General features: G+C 64.2%; 15 protein-coding genes. 7 read left to right on the forward strand and 8 right to left on the reverse strand.

The window, feature by feature from the left end; genetic code table 11:
- Nucleotides 1–302 precede the first annotated feature (302 nt).
- The 4 genes from QA640_RS43485 to QA640_RS43500 all read right to left on the reverse strand — a co-directional run bounded on the left by QA640_RS43485 (nucleotide 303) and on the right by QA640_RS43500 (nucleotide 4421).
- Nucleotides 303–1142, reverse strand: a complete 840-nt coding sequence (locus QA640_RS43485; protein ID WP_283038725.1) for a SprT family zinc-dependent metalloprotease — start codon at nucleotides 1140–1142, stop codon at nucleotides 303–305.
- Between the two features lie 206 nt (nucleotides 1143–1348).
- The gene (gene phaZ / locus QA640_RS43490) at nucleotides 1349–2677 is read right to left on the reverse strand and encodes a polyhydroxyalkanoate depolymerase (protein WP_283038726.1); all 1329 of its coding nucleotides are present in this window, start codon (nucleotides 2675–2677) and stop codon (nucleotides 1349–1351) included.
- 122 nt (nucleotides 2678–2799) lie between these two features.
- On the reverse strand, nucleotides 2800–3618 hold the full coding sequence (locus tag QA640_RS43495; RefSeq protein ID WP_283038727.1) for an ABC transporter permease: 819 nt from the start codon (nucleotides 3616–3618) through the stop codon (nucleotides 2800–2802).
- The gene (locus QA640_RS43500) at nucleotides 3615–4421 is read right to left on the reverse strand and encodes an ABC transporter ATP-binding protein (RefSeq protein WP_283038728.1); all 807 of its coding nucleotides are present in this window, start codon (nucleotides 4419–4421) and stop codon (nucleotides 3615–3617) included. Before QA640_RS43500 ends, QA640_RS43495 begins: the two co-directional genes overlap by 4 nt.
- Nucleotides 4422–4529: 108 nt before the next feature.
- Here QA640_RS43500 and QA640_RS43505 point away from each other — a divergent pair, with 108 nt between their 5' ends.
- Together QA640_RS43505 and QA640_RS43510 are read left to right on the forward strand one after the other, a co-directional pair.
- A complete protein-coding gene (locus QA640_RS43505; protein ID WP_283043069.1) occupies nucleotides 4530–5852 on the forward strand; it encodes an ActS/PrrB/RegB family redox-sensitive histidine kinase in 1323 nt (440 codons plus the stop codon).
- Nucleotides 5853–5955: 103 nt separating this feature from the next.
- The gene (locus QA640_RS43510) at nucleotides 5956–6510 is read left to right on the forward strand and encodes an ActR/PrrA/RegA family redox response regulator transcription factor (RefSeq protein WP_283038729.1); all 555 of its coding nucleotides are present in this window, start codon (nucleotides 5956–5958) and stop codon (nucleotides 6508–6510) included.
- A gap of 152 nt (nucleotides 6511–6662) precedes the next feature.
- Here QA640_RS43510 and QA640_RS43515 read toward each other — a convergent pair whose 3' ends face one another.
- Nucleotides 6663–7154: an MmcB family DNA repair protein gene (locus QA640_RS43515; RefSeq protein ID WP_283038730.1), complete on the reverse strand. Its 492-nt coding sequence runs from the start codon at nucleotides 7152–7154 to the stop codon at nucleotides 6663–6665.
- A gap of 193 nt (nucleotides 7155–7347) precedes the next feature.
- On the opposite strand from QA640_RS43515, the gene QA640_RS43520 reads away from it, so the two are divergent.
- Entirely contained in the window at nucleotides 7348–9048 is a 1701-nt protein-coding gene (locus QA640_RS43520; RefSeq protein ID WP_283038731.1) for an alpha-amylase family protein, read from the forward strand.
- 34 nt (nucleotides 9049–9082) lie between these two features.
- Here QA640_RS43520 and QA640_RS43525 read toward each other — a convergent pair whose 3' ends face one another.
- On the reverse strand, nucleotides 9083–10684 hold the full coding sequence (locus tag QA640_RS43525) for an alpha-amylase family glycosyl hydrolase (RefSeq protein ID WP_283038732.1): 1602 nt from the start codon (nucleotides 10682–10684) through the stop codon (nucleotides 9083–9085).
- A 172-nt stretch (nucleotides 10685–10856) separates the two neighbouring features.
- On the opposite strand from QA640_RS43525, the gene QA640_RS43530 reads away from it, so the two are divergent.
- Nucleotides 10857–11531 (forward strand): MBL fold metallo-hydrolase, encoded by a 675-nt coding sequence (locus tag QA640_RS43530; RefSeq protein WP_283038733.1) that lies wholly within the window; start codon nucleotides 10857–10859, stop codon nucleotides 11529–11531.
- A gap of 93 nt (nucleotides 11532–11624) precedes the next feature.
- Nucleotides 11625–11753: a hypothetical protein gene (locus tag QA640_RS43535; protein ID WP_283038734.1), complete on the forward strand. Its 129-nt coding sequence runs from the start codon at nucleotides 11625–11627 to the stop codon at nucleotides 11751–11753.
- Between the two features lie 51 nt (nucleotides 11754–11804).
- Here the strand turns inward: QA640_RS43535 and QA640_RS43540 are convergent, their stop codons facing one another.
- Complete coding sequence (locus tag QA640_RS43540) at nucleotides 11805–12998, reverse strand: PHB depolymerase family esterase (protein WP_283038735.1); 1194 nt, start codon at nucleotides 12996–12998, stop codon at nucleotides 11805–11807.
- 122 nt (nucleotides 12999–13120) lie between these two features.
- Entirely contained in the window at nucleotides 13121–14533 is a 1413-nt protein-coding gene (locus tag QA640_RS43545) for an MFS transporter (protein ID WP_283038736.1), read from the reverse strand.
- Nucleotides 14534–14871: 338 nt separating this feature from the next.
- Between QA640_RS43545 and QA640_RS43550 the strand changes: the two genes are divergently transcribed.
- The gene (locus QA640_RS43550; protein ID WP_283038737.1) at nucleotides 14872–16113 is read left to right on the forward strand and encodes an LLM class flavin-dependent oxidoreductase; all 1242 of its coding nucleotides are present in this window, start codon (nucleotides 14872–14874) and stop codon (nucleotides 16111–16113) included.
- A 126-nt stretch (nucleotides 16114–16239) separates the two neighbouring features.
- The gene (locus QA640_RS43555; RefSeq protein WP_283038738.1) at nucleotides 16240–17610 is read left to right on the forward strand and encodes a cytochrome P450; all 1371 of its coding nucleotides are present in this window, start codon (nucleotides 16240–16242) and stop codon (nucleotides 17608–17610) included.
- Nucleotides 17611–17627 lie beyond the last annotated feature (17 nt).

The raw sequence follows: 17627 nt of genomic DNA on the forward strand, positions 1-17627 counted from the left end.
ACAACCCCATGCAAAGGAGTCGGCGAGCGCCGGCGTGATGCGAGGCGGATTGTACGAAACCATTGATACCTCGGCGCAAATCGGGGGCACGGCGCAATCATTGCAGCGTGCGGGATAAGTCGAGCCAGGCGCGCAGGCCTCACCTCATTCTCAACTGCCATTCCCCGCGAAAGCGGGGAATCCAATACGCCGCGGCTTCTCCGTGTTACGTAACGGCCTCTGGAATACTGGATCGCCCGCTCCGATGCGCAATTGCGCACAAGGCGGGCGATGACGGCGTCAAGTGTGATCGGCAGAGGCGACTAGTCCTCGACCCCAAACCGATGCAGATCGTTGCCGTGCGTGTCGAGCCACTTCTTGGCACGCTCGACGGAGGGGCAGATCTTCGCGCACACGCGCCAGAAACGGGGCGAGTGGTTCATCTCGACAAGATGGGCGACTTCGTGAGCCGCGAGATAGTCCAGCACGTAGGGCGGCGCGAGGATCAGGCGCCAGGAGAACGACAGCGAACCGGCCGACGTGCAGGAACCCCAACGGCTCGACTGGTCGCGGATCGAGAGCCGCCTGACGCGAACGCCGAGCTCGGCGGCATAGGCTTCCGCCGACCGCTGCAAATCGTGGCGCGCCTCGCGCTTCAGGAAGTCGTGGACACGGCGATCGACATGATCGACGCCGCCGGCAACGCAGACGATGCGCTCGCCGCTATCGCGCGTCTCGGTCCACACCGTGCCGCGCACGCCGGCGCGATGCACGATCCGGTGCGGCACGCCACGAAGCGGTATCACGGTGCCCGCCTGGAACGGCGCGGCCTTCGGCAAGCGGCCAAGGCGTGCGGCAATCCATGCGCCGTGACGCTGCGCGAAGTCTTTTGCCTCCGCGAGCGTGCCGCGCGGCGGCATGGTGAGGATCGCTTCGCGATCGCTCGGATGTATTCGCAGCGTATAACGCCGCGCGCGACGGTGCCGGCGCAGCCGGATCGCGAAGAATTGTGATCCGTGGTGGATCACAAAGGTCTTGGGTTCGTGAGGCCGCCGATAAAGGAGCGCGCGAGTGGCCATGTCTGTCAGTCCGGGGAGCAGGAGTTCGCCCGGATTCTGCCATAACCGCCGCCAGGGAAAGCGCTCGGCGCAAAAACAAATCATTTGCCCAATATACAGGGGTTGGCAGCCCGGGAGCCCCTACAGACTGGGGTTGGAACCGCAATTTTTCGCCCCCGCCGGACGCATGCTGGGGCCCCAAAATCTGAGGCCTCGCTCACTCCTAGAAAGCTACCTAATTACCGCGAATCTGGCGGGAACCCGGCCCGCCCGGAGGCTGCGGCGGGACACGGGAAACCCGAAAAAGCGGCCTATTCGGCCGCGAGCGCCAGTGAAGCCTTCGGATTCGCCGCCGAAATCATGAAATCATGAATGCGCGGAACGATTTCCGACTTGAAGCGCGAGCCGTTGAACACGCCGTAATGTCCGACGCCCCTCTGCACGTAATGCACGCGACGATGCTCGGGGATCGAACTGCACAAACCATGCGTCGCTTCGGTCTGACCGAGACCCGAGATGTCGTCTTTCTCGCCTTCCACTGTCATCAGCGCGACGCGCGTGATCTTGGAGGGATCAACCAATGTGCCGCGATGGGTCATCTCGCCCTTCGGCAGCGCGTGCTTGACGAACACGGTGTCGACCGTTTGCAGGTAATACTCCGCGGTCAGGTCCATCACCGCGAGATATTCGTCGTAGAAGTCACGGTGCTTGTCGACGAGATCGCCGTCGCCCTTCACCAGATTGGCAAACAGCTGCTTGTGCGCATCCATGTGCCGGTCGAAATTCATGCTGATGAAGCCATTGAGCTGCAAAAAGCCCGGATAGACGTCGCGCATCATGCCGGGATGCGGGAACGGCACCTTGGTGATGACGTGGTTGCGGAACCAGTCGATGCCGCGCTGTTCAGCGACCTTGTTCACCGCGGTCGGATTGCGACGGGTGTCGATCGGGCCGCCCATCAGCGTCATCGAGGTCGGCACGAACGGGTCGCGCCGCGCTTCCATGATCGAGACGGCCGCGACGACGGGCACGGAAGGCTGGCACACCGCCATCACATGGGTGTTGCCGCCGAGCACATGCAGCATCTCGATGACGTAGTCGATGTAGTCGTCGAGATCGAAGCGGCCTTCGCTCAAGGGGACCATGCGAGCATCGGCCCAATCGGTGATGTAGACCTCGTGCGCGGGCAGCAGGGCCTCGACCGTGCCGCGAAGCAGCGTCGCGTAGTGGCCGGACATCGGCGCCACGATCAGCACGCGCGGCTGCGGGCTGCGCAGCGGACGGGTAAACTTGCGATCGAAATAGAGCAGCCGGCAAAACGGCTTTTCCCAGACCGGGCGGACCTCGACGGGGACGCGGATGCCGTTGACCTCGGTATCGTCGAGGCCCCATTCCGGCTTGCCGTAGCGGCGCGTCGTGCGCTCGAACAATTCGCAGGCCGCGGCCAGCGACTTGCCCATATCGGTGTGCGACCACGGATTCAGGGGATTTTGAAACAGGATCTTGGTGGCGTCCGTGACCGCGCGCGCCGGATTGAGAGAGGCGTGCGCCATCTCGTACATCCAGTACATCGGCGTCGTTAAGACCGGACTGCCTTCGGCCACCAGGGGCGGTGCGCCGCCAAACTCACCAATGGGCATTATCGTACATCCTCTCGCATCGCAGCATACTGCCGAATGCGTAATATTGCGTCAATGCACCAGTTCCGTACATGTACGGGCTTCACACACAAAAATGAGCCTAAATCCACTGGAAAGTGAAGCTATTCGCCGCTCGACAGGAGCGAGCCGTTCTTCTTGGCGCTGCGCAAAAAGGCAAGAAATGCCCCGAAAGATGCAACCAGAAGGCAAGCGTTGATGCCGAGCGCATCGAGCATCAGGTCGGCCCGGAAGGTGTGGTCGATCAGCAGCGCCCGCATCCCCTCGAACACGTAGGTCGGCGGCAGCGTCCAGGCCGCAACTTGCAGCCAGCCCGGCAACACGTCCACGGGATAGTAGATGCAGGCGAGCGGCATGATCGCGAACATCAGGGTCCAGACGATGCTTTCGGCCCCGAGCCCGTTCCGCAACACAAGGCCCGAGACGAAGATGCCGACCGACCAGCTCGTGAAGATCAGATTGCAGAAGAAGGCGATCAGCGGCAGGCCGAGGCTGTAGACGTTGAAGTGAAACAGAAACAGCGCAAGCAGCGTCATCGGGAGGACGCCGATCGCGAGCCGGATGAGGCTCATGATCATGAGCGCGAGCAGGAACTCGATCGGCTTGAGCGGGCTCATCATGAGGTTGCCGATGTTGCGCGCCCACATCTCCTCCAGGAACGAGATGGAGAAGCCGAGCTGGCCGCGGAACAGGATGTCCCAGAGGATGACGGCGCCGATCAGCGTGCCGCCGGCCCGCGCGAAGAAACTGGCATTTTGCGCGACATAATACTGGATGAAGCCCCAGGTGATGACCTGGAGCGCCGGCCAGTACAAGAGCTCCAGAAGTCGCGGCCAGGACGACATCAACAGATACCAGTAGCGCAGGATCATCGCGTTGATGCGATGCATCGAGATGCCGCGATGGAGGGCGAGCTCGCTCATCGCGCCGCCTCCTCTCTGACGCCGTTCACCCGGCCGCGCGCGACGTCCAGGAAGACCTCTTCCAGCGTGGCGCGGTTGTAGCGGGCCATGATGGCGTCGGGCGTGTCGTCGTCCTCGATGCGGCCGCGCTTCATGATGATGACGCGGTCGCAGAGCCGCTCGACCTCGAGCATGTTGTGCGAGGCGAGCAGGATGGTGGCATTGTGCGCTTTCCGGTAAGCCTCGAGATGCGCCCGCACCCAGTCGGCCGTGTCAGGGTCGAGCGAGGCCGTCGGCTCGTCCAGCAGCAGCAGCTCGGGCTGGTTGATCAGCGCCTTCGCAAGCGCAACGCGGGTCTTCTGCCCGGCCGAGAGCTTGCCGTTGGCCCGGTCGAGGAATTCGCTGAGATCGAGATCCTCGGCAAGCTGCGCGATGCGACCGGCGAGATCCTTCACCGCATAGAGTTTGCCGAAAATCGTCAGATTCTGCCGCACCGTGAGCCGCATCGGCATGTCGACATAGGGGCTCTCGAAATTCATCCGCCCGAGCACATCGGCGCTTTCCTCGGGCATCGGGTGCCCAAGCACCCGCGCACGGCCCGAGGTCGGCAGCACGAGGCCCATGATCATCGCGATCGTGGTGGTCTTGCCGGCACCGTTGCCGCCGAGCAGGCCCGTGATGCTGCCGCGCGTGATCGAAAAGGAAATGCCATCGACTGCGCGGGTCTGCTTGTAGACCTTGACGAGATGATCGACCTCGATCGCCGCGGACGGGGCGCGGTCCGCGACAGTCGGCCGGCTTGAAGCCTTGTCATTCTCGGTCATGCTGGGCGTTCTTCTGCTATTGCGGGGGCAAGCGCAAGACTTGTAACCAGGCGGATTGTGTGAGCCAGCGTGTTTGTGACCTGAGAAGGCAATGCCCAATTGGCCGATATGACCGAAATTGCCGCTTCCGAGTTTCGCCATTCGCGGCGACATATCCGCCTGGACACCATCCTGCGGCTGCGCTGGCTTGCGGTGCTCGGCCAGCTCGCCGCCATCTTCATCGTCGCGCAGGGACTGGAATTCAACGTTCCGATCATCCCCTGCATCAGCATCATCGCGCTGTCGGCGGCGCTCAACCTTGCCCTGCAAACGGCGGTCAACCCGATGCAGCGGCTGGAGCCGATCCACGCGGCCGCGCTGCTGGCGCTGAACATCGTGGAACTGGCTGGTCTTCTGTTCTTCACCGGCGGATTGCAGAACCCGTTCTCATTCCTGTTCCTGGCTCCGGTCCTGATCTCCGCGACCGCGCTGCCGGCCCGGCTCACTTTCGGCCTCGGCCTGCTGGCGGTCGCCTGCGCCTCGATCCTGGTCTTCTTTCATCTGCCGCTGCCCTGGGACACCGACGATCCCCTGGTGCTGCCGCCGATCTATCTGGTCGGCGTCTGGCTTTCGATCGTGCTCGCGATCGGCGTCACCAGCCTCTACTCCTTCCAGGTGACGGAAGAGGCGGGCAAGCTCGCCGACGCGCTCGCCGCGACCGAGCTGGTGCTGGCGCGCGAGCAGCATCTGACCCAGCTCGATGGCCTGGCGGCCGCGGCCGCGCATGAGCTCGGCACGCCGCTGGCGACCATCTTCCTGATCTCGCGCGAACTGGAGAAGACGGTGAAGGACGCCAGCTTCGCCGCCGACCTGAAAACGCTGCGCGAGCAGACGCAGCGTTGCCGCGACATCCTGAGCAAGATCACCCAGCTCTCCTCCACCGGCGCGCCGTTCGACCGCATGAAGCTGTCGGAGCTGATCGAGGAGGTGGTGGCGCCGCACCGCGATTTCGGTGTCGCCATCAAGGTGCGGATCGCGGTGGCGGCGACCGTGGAACCGGTCGGCTCACGCAATCCCGCGATCCTGTATGGTGTCGGCAATATCGTCGAAAATGCCGTCGATTTCGCCCACAGCACCGTCGAGGTGAACGCCTGGTGGAATAAGGATACCATCGAGATCGTGATCTCCGACGACGGCCCCGGCATTCCGCCCGATCTGTTGAACCGGATCGGTGAACCCTATCTGTCGCGGCGGCGCGCGCAGGACGACAGCGGAGGTGAGCGTCGTGGCCTCGGGCTCGGCGTATTCATCGCGCGCACGCTGCTGGAACGCACGGGTGCGAAGGTCTCGTTTACCAATCGGACGTTCCCCGAGCATGGCGCCGTGGTGCAGATCGCATGGCCGCGCGAGCGTTTCGAGGCTGCCGAAACGGCTGAAGAAACAATAGGATAGGCCGCGACGTTGCGTCGCACTGCATAGCCGATCGACTTTCGGCGACCTTGGCAGCGCCCGATTGCAACGCCATATGTTCCGGCGTTGGAGAGAGGACAGGACCTTGAACGCCATCGCCGAACTGAATGACCAGGCCGACCGCTCGCTTTTGATCGTCGAGGACGACAAGCCGTTTCTGGAGCGGCTGTCGCGCGCCATGGAGACGCGCGGCTTCACGGTGACCTCCTGCGATACCGTCTCGGATGGATTGGCAGAGATCGGCAAGGCCGCGCCCGCTTTCGCGGTGGTCGACTTGCGGCTCGGCGACGGCAACGGCCTCGACGTGGTCTCGGCGCTGAAGAAGAAGCGCCCCGACGCGCGCGCCATCGTGCTCACCGGCTATGGCAACATCGCTACCGCCGTGACCGCGGTGAAGATGGGCGCGATCGACTATCTCTCGAAACCGGCCGACGCCGACGACGTCGTCGCTGCCCTGCTTTCGACCGGCACTGAAAAGTCCGAGCTGCCGGCGAACCCGATGTCGGCCGACCGCGTGCGCTGGGAGCATATCCAGCGCATCTACGAGATGTGCAACCGCAACGTCTCGGAAACCGCGCGCCGCCTCAACATGCACCGCCGCACCTTGCAGCGCATTCTGGCCAAGCGCGCGCCAAGGTAGTTCTTTCGCGGATTCGATCTATCTCCTCATGGTGAGGAGGCGCGTCAGCGCCGTCTCGAACCATGATGGCCCGGCTATAGCAGCTCGGCCTTCATCCTTCGAGACGCGCGCAAGAGCGCGCTCGTCAGGATGAGGGTCTGGCTGTTTCCCAGCTACTCCCAGAAATCTGCATGGCCCTGCGGATCGACCAGCCGGTTGATCCGGAGCGCGGCGGCCATCGCAAAACGCACCGTCATCTGTTTGCGGGTCGGGGCCGGCAGCTTGTGCTCGGGCGCCTCGCAGTGGAGATGCGCGCCATAGGCATCCGCGATGATCAGGCCGGTGCCTTCCGGAAAGATCTCGCAAGGCAGGTCCTGCGTGAAGGCGAAGAACAGCCGGTCGCAATGGGCGCGGTATTCGTGCCATTTCTGGTCCGCGCGCAGATCCTCGACCGATGATTTGATCTCGACGATCCAGATCTCGCCGCGCTCGTTCAGCGCGACGAGATCGGCACGGCGGCCCGACGGCAGCGGCAATTCGCTGATGCAGGAGAAGCCGAGCGAGCGCAACAGCCGCGCCGTGCCGCGCGCGACCGCGAGCGCCGTCTGAGATTGGCGGCCGTCGGTCGGCGGCACGAGCGCGATGTGGCGGGCGGCGTTGTCCATGTGGCAAGTCTAGCCGATTCCCCGAAGTGCGCACACCGTTCGATGGAGGCGAGCCGCAGCGCTATTCTCAGCCGTCATTCCCGGGCTCGCGCTTCGCGCGCCCCGACGACAGCAAACCTTGCGTCGGGAACCTCGCCTCTTCCCAACACTTATCTGGCAGCCGACGGGTGGACGGGAGAGAGGCAGTGCCCAGATGATCGACGACCTCTGGTACAAGAACGGCGTCATCTACTGCCTCTCCGTTGCCACCTACATGGACGCCAACGGCGACGGCGTCGGCGACTTCAAGGGGTTGTTGCGGCGGCTCGACTATCTGCACGGCCTCGGCATCACCGCGATCTGGCTGATGCCGTTTCAGCCCTCGCCTCACCGCGATGGCGGCTACGACATATCGGACTATTACGGTGTCGATCCGCGCTACGGCACGCTCGGCGACTTCGTCGAGTTCACCCACGGCTGCAAGCAGCGCGGCATCCGCGTCATCATCGATCTCGTCGTCAACCACACCTCGGACCAGCATCCCTGGTTCAAGGACGCGCGCAGCTCGAAGGACTCGCCCCATCGCGACTGGTATGTGTGGTCCGACAAGAAGCCTGCGAACGCAGCCAAGGGCGTCGTGTTTCCGGGCGTGCAGAAATCGACCTGGACGCGCGACAAGGAAGCGGGCGCCTGGTATTTCCACCGGTTCTACGATTTCCAGCCCGATCTCAACACCTCGAACCCGCACGTGCAGGCCGAGCTCCTGAAGATCATGGGCTTCTGGATCCAGCTCGGCGTCTCCGGCTTTCGAATGGATGCCGTGCCGTTCGTGATCGCCACCAAGGGGCCAAGGGTCAAGACGCCGACGGAGCAGTACGACATGCTGCGCTCGTTCCGCGAATTCCTGCAATGGCGCGAGGGCGACGCGATCATCCTTGCGGAAGCCAATGTACTGCCCAAGACCGACATGGAATATTTCGGCCGCGACGGCGACCGGATGCACATGATGTTCAATTTCCAGGTCAACCAGCACATGTTCTATGCGCTGGCCTCGGCCGATTCGCGCGCGCTCGCCAAGGCGCTGAAGGTGACCAAGCCGCGGCCGGCGTCCGCCCAATGGGGCATGTTCTTGCGCAATCATGACGAGCTCGATCTCGGACGCCTGACGAAGGCCCAGCGCGACGTCGTCTTCAGATGCTTCGGGCCGGACAAGGACATGCAGTTGTACGACCGCGGCATCCGCCGGCGGCTCGCACCGATGCTCGGCGGCGACCGCCGCCGGCTTGAGCTTGCCTATAGCCTGATGTGCACGCTGCCGGGGACGCCGGTGATCCGTTATGGCGACGAGATCGCGATGGGCGACGACCTGTCGCTGCCCGAGCGTGACTGCGCGCGCACGCCGATGCAATGGTCGACCGAACCGCATGGCGGCTTCACCGACAGCAACAAGCCGGTCTCGCCGGTGATCGACGAAGGACCGTATGGCTTTGGACATGTCAACGTCGCCAAGCAGCGGCGCGATCCGAACTCGATGCTGAACTGGACCGAGCGCATCATCCGCATGCGCAAGGAGGTGCCGGAGGTCGGCTGGGGCGACTTTGAGGTCATCGCCGTGCAGGATCCGGCAGTCTTCATCATCCGCTATGACTGGCGCAACAATTCGGTGCTGTTCATCCACAATCTCGATGAGAAGCCGCGCGAGATCGCGTTCTCGACGAGGCTGCCGGAAGGACACGGACGGCTCCTGATCAACCTCTTGGCGGAAGATCACAGCCGCGCCGACAAGCGCGGCCGGCACCGCGTCGTGCTCGAGCCCTACGGCTATCGCTGGTACCGCGTCGGCGGGCTCGACTATCTCCTGAAGCGCAGCGATATCGATACCAAGTCGATGCGGAAGAATGCGCGTGCACGGTGACCGTCATTCCGGGGGCGCCCCCGGGACGACGGAGTTAACGCGCCGGTCCGATCACCACGCCTTCGTTGCCGCGCAGGTCCAGAACGCCTTCGAGTTCTTCGCGCTCGCGGTCGAGGAAAGTCGAGAGCAGGATCGCGCTGCCGAAGCGGATGGCGCTGGTGGTGACGGCGACGGGGTCGGGGCCGAGATTGAGCACCACAACCAGCGCGTCGTCGCCGGCCTGCCGGCGATAGATCAGGAGGTCGCCTTGCGCGGCGATCGGATGATAGTCGCCTGCGACCAGCGGCGGATGCGCCTTCCGCAAGGCGATCAGGCGCTTGTAGAGATTGAGGATCGAGAATTTGTCGGCTTCCAGATTGACCACGTTCTCATGAACATGGATATCCGGCAGCGGCAGCCACGGCGTGACCTCCGAGAAGCCGCCAAAATTCGAAGAATCCCATTGCATTGGGGTGCGGCAGCCGTCGCGGCCGACGCCGATTCCGGGCACGTTCTTCTCGAAGGGATCGCGGACGTCCTCGGGCGCGATCGCGACCTGGTGCATCCCGATCTCGTCGCCGTAATACAGCGTCGGCGTGCCGCGCAGTGTCAGCAGCAGCATGGCGGCCACCCGCGCCTGCTCCGGCCCGACGCGGCTCGCGACCCGCGGCCGATCGTGATTGCCGAGCACCCAGTTCGGCCAGGCGCCCTTCGGCAGCGCCTTCTCATAGTCCTCGATGATCTTCTCGATCGAGCGCGCGCTCCAGAAGGTCGAGAGCAGCGCAAAGTTGAATGGCATCTGCGCGCCGGCGAGATCGTTGCCGTAATACGCCATCAGGCGATGCAGCGGAAGATAGATCTCGCCGATCAGCACGCGCGCGCGATACGCATCGGTGACGCGCCGCATCTCGGCGATGACGTCATGCACCTCCGGCTGATCGGTCGAGTATTGCGTGAGGATCTTTTCGTTCGGTGGCCGCCCCTCGACGTAATGCGGGTTCGGCGGGTTGTCGCGAAATTCCGCGTCCTTGATCAGGTGCCAGATGACGTCGACGCGGAAGCCGTCGACGCCCTTCGCCAGCCAGAACCGCATCACGTCGTACATGGCCTCGCGGACTTCGGGATTGCGCCAGTTGAGGTCCGGCTGCCGGGCGAGGAAGGCGTGGTAGTAATATTGACCGGTCGCTTCGTCATACGCCCACGCACTGCCGCCGAACTCGGACAGCCAGTTGTTCGGCGGGCCGCCGTCGGGCCGGCCATGGCGCCAGATGTACCAGTCGCGCTTCGGGTTGTCGCGCGAGGAGCGGCTGGCGATGAACCAGGGATGCTGGTCGGAGGTGTGGTTCGGCACGAGATCGAGGATCAGCTTCAACCCGCTCTCATGGGTGGCCTGCAACAGCGCATCGAAATCCTCCATGGTGCCGAACAGGGGATCGATGCCGGTGTAATCGGAGATGTCGTAGCCGAAATCGGCCATCGGCGAGCGGAAGACCGGCGACAGCCAGATGGCGTCGATGCCGAGCGATTTCACGTAAGAGAGGCGCCGGAGGATGCCGGCGAGATCGCCGACCCCGTCGCCGTCGGTGTCCAGAAACGAGCGCGGGTAGATCTGATAGAAGATGCCGTCGCGCCACCAGTTCTCGTCGTTCTCTGCCATGCCGGAATCGCCACCCTGAAATCTGCTCGCGCCAAGCAACGCGCCGGCATCGCCTAAGGTTCAGACCAGCAGGCCTTTGAGACGTCCGTGTGACCGCGCAAGCGCTTGTTCCAGCGCCCAAGGAAACGAATCTTTTGCTTGGCGGGCCGCCAAAAATCGGCATTGTGAGGCCATGACCGAGCAAACCGAACAATCCCAAGCGGCGAAAGCGGGCGCGATCATCGTACCCGTGACGCTGTTCGAGCAGAACTGCACCATCATCTGGGACGAGCCCAGCAAGAAGGCGGTGGTGATCGATCCCGGCGGGGACGTTCCAAAAATTTTGGACGCGATCGGCCAGACCGGCGTGACCGTGGAGAAGATCTGGCTGACGCACGGCCATATCGACCACGTCGGCGGCGCCGCCGACCTGCGCGACGCGCTGAAGGTGCCGATCGAAGGGCCGCACGTCGCCGACAAGTTCCTGCTCGACAATGTCGTCGAGAGCGGCGCGCGCTTCGGCATGACCGGCGTGCGCAATTTCGCGCCGGACCGCTGGCTGGAGGAAGGTGACACCGTCTCGATCGGCGATCTCTCCTTCGACATCCTGCACTGCCCCGGCCACTCGCCCGGCAGCGTCGTGTTCTTCAACAAGGAGCTGCGCTTTGCCCATGTCGGCGACGTCCTGTTCGCAGGTTCGGTCGGCCGCACCGACCTGCCCGGCGGCAGCCACGCAACGCTGATCACCTCGATCAAGACGAAGCTCCTGCCGCTCGGCGACGACGTCGGCTTCATCTGCGGCCATGGCGCGGGCTCGCGCATCGGCCATGAGCGGATGACCAATCCGTTCATCACCGGCGAGCTGTAACGCCATTACTCGGCGGCGTCCGCCAACGCCGCCGGATCGCTCAAATGCTTCTCGCTCCAATCATGGACCGCTGATATCACGGGCACGAAGCTCATGCCCTTGAAGACGCTGCAATCGCGCGACGTCTTCAAGCACTCTACCGAGATGACACGAAAGGTCGCCGGCGGCGAGGTCACGGTGACGCCGATCGAGCTGATCGACGCTACTTCACCTCTCCCATAGGGCGAGGTGAAACCGCGCAGCCGGCTGCACTCGATCTCGTCGTGCTCTTGATTACTTCATCAGCCCCGCCGCCGTCAGGGCGCGTGTGATGACGGCGCTGATGTCGAGGCCACGCTTGGCCTTCTTGCTGGGCTTGGCGCTGGACTTGCCGTTGGGCTTGGCCTTGAGCTTGGCGTTCGGTTGCGGCTCGGCGACGGCGGCACGGATCGACCTTGCAAGATGCGGCGCGGGCGACAGCGCCGGCTTCGCCGGCGCGAGGCTGCGGATCCAGTCGGTCAGGCCGAAGAACTTTGCGATGTGGTACGACGACGAGATGCCGGCCTCGATCAGGAAGGCGCCTTCCATGCCGTAGCGGTGATCGTTGTCGGCGACGCCGAGCGGCGTGCCGTGCGCCATATCGGTGATGGCGAAGGATTCGACGATGGTCTCGCCGTCCGCATTCCACCAGGCCTGGCGCGGATAGCCGTCGACGACGGTCTCCGCCATCGGCGTCAGCGGCAGGCCATGCAGGTCGAGCCACTGCTTGACGATCTCATCGGCATTGCCGGGATTGACGGTGCGATCGGCGCTGCCGTGCCAGACCGAAATCTTCGGCCAGGGACCGCGATGGTCGGACGCCTTGCGCACGAGATCGCCGAGCTCGCGCGCGGGACGCTCGGGCGAATGAAACATGCCGTCGAGCGCCTGGCGCAGATTCGACGCCACGCCGTAGGGCAGTCCCGCGATGACCGCGCCGGCTGCAAAAACTTCCGGATAGGTCGCGAGCATCACCGAGGTCATGCCGCCCCCGGCGGAGAGACCGGTGATGAAGATGCGGCGCGCATCGATGCCGTGCGTCGTGACCATGTGCGCGATCATCTCGCGGATCGAGCACGGCTCGCCGCTGTCACGTGCAGTATCTTCCGGACTGAACCAGTTGAAGCAGGTGTTGGCGTTGTTGGCGCGCTGCTGCTCCGGCATCAACAGCGCGAAGCCGTAGTGCTTTGCAAGCGTCGACCATCCGGCACCGAGATCGTAGGCCGCCGCGGTCTGTCCGCAGCCATGCAGCACGACGACGAGCGCGCGCGGCTGCTGCAATTGCGCCGGCACGAACGCGAACATGCGCAGGTTTCCGGGATTGGAGCCGAATCCGGCGACTTCCGCGAGTGGGCTGAGCTCGCCCGCGCCGCGTGCCGTTTCGGCAAGGTGCAGAGCATTCAGCTTTGGCAGACGTCTTAAGAGATCGACATTCCTGGTTAACGACACCGACAGCTCCTGATGGGGCGACTTCCAACTTCACCCCAAAGCAAATAGTTGCTGCGGCGCAAAATAAAAAGTGTGTGTGCCGTTCGGTCACCCGGGAATCCACCGGGATTCCCCGAAATGCCTCAACTTCGAGCATGTGCACGACGCATCCATGTCAGAAATGAGACGCAGATCATGATTAACGTCGCAAACGAGGCGAGTGCGACGAAGAACGCTGCACGTGTTGAGTGCATGGATTCGACCGCGAAATAGAGAGCGCCGATGGCGGCGACACCGGCTGCATTGCCGATCTGTATGGTCGTGCCGTACATGCCGGATGCGGAGCCAGCTGCGACAGGCTTCACCGTCGAGAGCACCGCGCCCGAGAGCGGCGCCATCACGAGGCCCTGGCCGTAGCCGAAGATGATCATGCTGAGCGCGAGCGAAATCGGCGCCGGCGCATCGGCGGAGAAGGCAAGGAGCGCCAGCGCGGCAAGGCCCGCGATCTGAAGCGCGCAGCCCTCGATCAGCACCTTGGTGCCGCGATGCCGCGCCCGCGCGCCGCTGTGGCGTGACGCCACCACGAAGGCGAGCGCAAGCGGAATGAAGGCGCTGCCGGCCGCGAGCGGCGGGATCTTCAACCCCTTTTGCATGAACAGCGTCATGATCAGGTAGAAGGACAGATTGGCGAGAAAGAAAAACAACGCCGCGCCAAGTCCGCGCAGGAAAGCGGCATCCGACAACAGCGCAAGATCGATCAGCGGCATGCCGCCGCGCCGCGCCACCGCGTGCTCGAGGCGCAGGAAGGCCGCGAGTACAGCGACGCCGATGGCCATCACGCCCCACAGCCACGGAGCCCAGCCGGCATCATGGCCGAACAGCAGCGGCCCGATCAGGCACAACAGGCCCGCGAACAGGACAAAACTGCCGGCGACATCGAGCCGCGTACCGGCGCGTCGCGGCACCCGTGGCATGATGCGCATCGCGGCGGCGACGATGACGAGGCCGAACGGCACGTTGACGAAGAACACCGCGCGCCAGCCGGCGTGGGCGAGATCGATCGTCACGAGCAGGCCGCCGAGCAGGAAGCCGGCTGCACCGGCCAGTCCCAGCACGATGCCGTAGATGGCGAAGGCGCGGCTGCGCGACTCGTCGGTGAACAGCAGATGCAGCGTCGCCAATACTTGCGGCACCATCAGCGCCGCGGTTGCGCCTTGCGCGAGCCGCGCGGTGATCAGCTCGAAGCCTGATTGCGCGAGTCCGCACCACAGCGACGTCAGCGTGAAACCGGCGACACCGGCCAGGAAGACGTTCTTCGTGCCATGGATGTCGCCGAGCCGGCCGCCCGTGACCACCAGCGTCGCATAGGCGATCAGGTAGATCGCAATGACGGATTCGATCTGCGTCGGTGTCGCATGCAGATCGACCGCGATGGTGGGAATGGCGACGTTGACCACGAAGGCATCGACGCCGAACATGAACTGCGCGGCCACCACGATCGCCAGCACCCACCAGCGGCGGGTTGAATCCAGCTGTTTTGCGACGATCTGATGCATTTGGCGCGGACCTCTTTCGAACTCGGTCTGGATGGTTTCAGATCGGATGCGCCGCCGCGATTACCTCAGAGGTAGGATTGCCTCGCCCCGCTTGCGGGGAGAGGCCGGATCGCATCGCAAGATGCGATCCGGGTGAGGGGGAGTTTCCGCGAGTCCGTCTAGCACCGTGATGGCGGAGAAAGCCCCTCACCCCTCCCTCTCCCCGTAAGGACGGGGAGAGGGAGACGAGAGACACATGGCTTCATTCCGCCGCGCGGGAGACGGCGCGATTGCCTTCGCAAGCGCGAGCACTTAGCCTCGCTGCCTCAACGAACAGAAAATTCAGCGGAGAGAACGCCATGGCGCGCCTGAAGTTCGGGGCCTTCCTTGCCCCGCATCACCCGATCGGGGAGCATCCGACGCTCCAGTTCCGGCGCGATCTCGACCTGGTCGAGCAGCTCGATGCGCTCGGCTATGACGAGTTCTGGTGCGGCGAACATCATTCCTCCGGCTGGGAGATGATTGCCTCGCCGGAGATGTTCCTGGCAGCAGCCGGTGAGCGCACCAAGCGCATCAGGCTCGGCACCGGCGTCGTCTCGCTGCCCTATCACCATCCCTTCAACGTGGCGCAGCGCATGGTGCAGCTCGACCACATGACCGGCGGACGCGCGATCTTCGGCTCCGGCCCCGGCGCGCTCGCCTCGGACGCGCATACGCTCGGCATCGATCCGATGACGCAGCGCGACCGCCAGGACGAGGCGATCGCCATCATCCGCCGCCTCTTCAATGGCGAGCGCGTCACCGCCAAAAGCGACTGGTTCACCATGAACGACGCCGCGCTCCAGCTCCTGCCGCTCCAGGAGGAGATGCCGTTCGTGGTGGCCTCGCAGATCTCGCCGTCCGGCATGACGCTCGCCGGCAAATACGGCATCGGCATCATCTCGCTGGGCTCGATGACGACGCAGGGCCTGATGTCGCTACGGCAACAATGGGAATTCGCCGAGGATGCCGCCAGGAAGCACGGCACCAAGGTCAGCCGCGCCGACTGGCGGGTGCTGCTGACCTGGCACATCGCCGAGACCCGAGAGCAGGCGCGCCGCGAGGCGGGAGCCGGACTGATGCGCTGGCACAACGAATATAATGTCGGCACGCTGCAGCGGCCGGGCCTGACCGCGTTCGCCTCGCCCGACGAGGCCGTGGACAAGACCGCCTTCGTCGACGGCGCGGCCTCGACCATCGGCACACCCGACGATCTCGTCAGATCCATCAAGAACGTGATGGAGGTGTCCGGCGGCATCGGCGCCATCATCGGCTTCGTGCACGACTGGGCCAATCCGGAAGCCACGCGCCGGAGCTGGGACATGGTCGCGCGCTATGTTGTGCCCGAGATCAACGGCTATATCGACGGACTTCGCAGGTCGCAAAAATTCGTGATCGAGAACCGCGCGGTCTTCGAGCGCGCGGGACAGGCGGTGATGGCCAAGATCATGGAGAACGAAAAGGCCGCCGAGGCCCTGAAGCAGACCGGCCCCGGCCGCGTCGCGATACCCGCCGTCAACGCGCCGGATTTGCAGAAGGAGGCGGCGAAGCGGCAGGCCTGAGGCCTGCGTCCGGCATCTGCTTGCGAGTGCCGTCGCATCATTTCCGCTCCAACTGTGCTATGCTGTCGACATCGGCCGGGCGCGTGGTCGCGTGACCCCGTTCGTTCAATAACCGGAGCCAACGCCATGTCGATGCAGAGTGTGGCCTCGCCTGCCATCAGCTGGACCGCGCCCAGGCGCAACGAGCTCAAGCATATCCCCGGTGACGAGGGCTGGCCGATCATCGGCAAGACGTTCCAGGTGCTGGCCGACCCCAAGGGCCATGTCGAAGAAAACGGGGCGAAATATGGTCCCGTCTATCGCACCCACATTTTTGGCGAGACCAATATCGTGCTGCTCGGGCCGGAGGCGAACGAGCTCGTGCTGTTCGACCAGCACAAGCTGTTCTCCTCGACCCATGGCTGGAACAAGGTGCTCGGCCTGTTGTTTCCGCGCGGCCTGATGCTGCTCGATTTCGACGAGCACCGGCTGCACCGCAAGGCGCTGTCGGTCGCCTTCAAGTCCGGGCCGATGAAGTCCTATCTCACCGATCTCGACCGGGGCATCTCGGCGCGAGTCGCGCAGTGGAAGGCCAAGCGAGGGGTGATGCAGCTTTATCCTGCCATGAAGCAGCTCACGCTCGATCTCGCTGCGACGTCGTTCCTCGGCGCCGACATCGGGCCGGAGGTCGACGAGATCAACCGCGCATTCGTCGACATGGTGGCCGCCGCCGTCACCCCGATCCGCCGTCCCCTGCCGGGCACGCAGATGGCGCGCGGCGTCAATGGGCGCAAGCGCATCGTCGCCTATTTCAGGGAGCAGATTCCGCTGCGCCGCGCGAAACAGGGCGGCGAGGACCTGTTCTCGCAGCTCTGCCACGCCACCCATGAGGACGGCGCGCTGCTCTCCGAGCAGGACATCATCGACCACATGAGCTTTTTGATGATGGCCGCGCATGACACGCTGACCTCGTCGCTGACGTCCTTCATCGGCGAGCTCGCGGCCCATCCGGACTGGCAAAGCAGGCTGCGCGACGAGGCGCTCAAGCTGTCGACCGACGCGCCGACGAGCTTTGACGCCCTCGAAAAGATGCCGCTATCGGAGATGGCGTTCAAGGAGGCGCTGCGGATCAAGCCGCCGGTGCCGTCCATGCCGCGCCGCGCGATGCGCGACTTCACGTTCAAGGGGTTTACGATTCCGGCCGGCACGGCGGTCGGCGTCAATCCGCTCTACACCCATCACATGAAGGACATCTGGCCGGAGCCGGATCATTTCGATCCCATGCGCTTCACCGAAGAGGCGCAGCGCAACCGCCACCGCTTCGCCTGGATACCCTTTGGCGGTGGCGCGCATATGTGCCTTGGCCTGCACTTCGCCTACATGCAGGCGAAATGCTTTGCGCGGCACTTTTTGCAGAATCTCGAGGTGTCGCTCGAGCCCGGCTACAAGCCGGACTGGCAGATGTGGCCGATCCCGAAGCCGCGCGACGGACTGCGCGTGGTGGTGAAGGCGGTGTGAGCGCCACATCCCGTCAT

It is taken from the genome of Bradyrhizobium sp. CB82 (genome assembly GCF_029714405.1).
Taxonomy (GTDB): Bacteria; Pseudomonadota; Alphaproteobacteria; order Rhizobiales; family Xanthobacteraceae; genus Bradyrhizobium.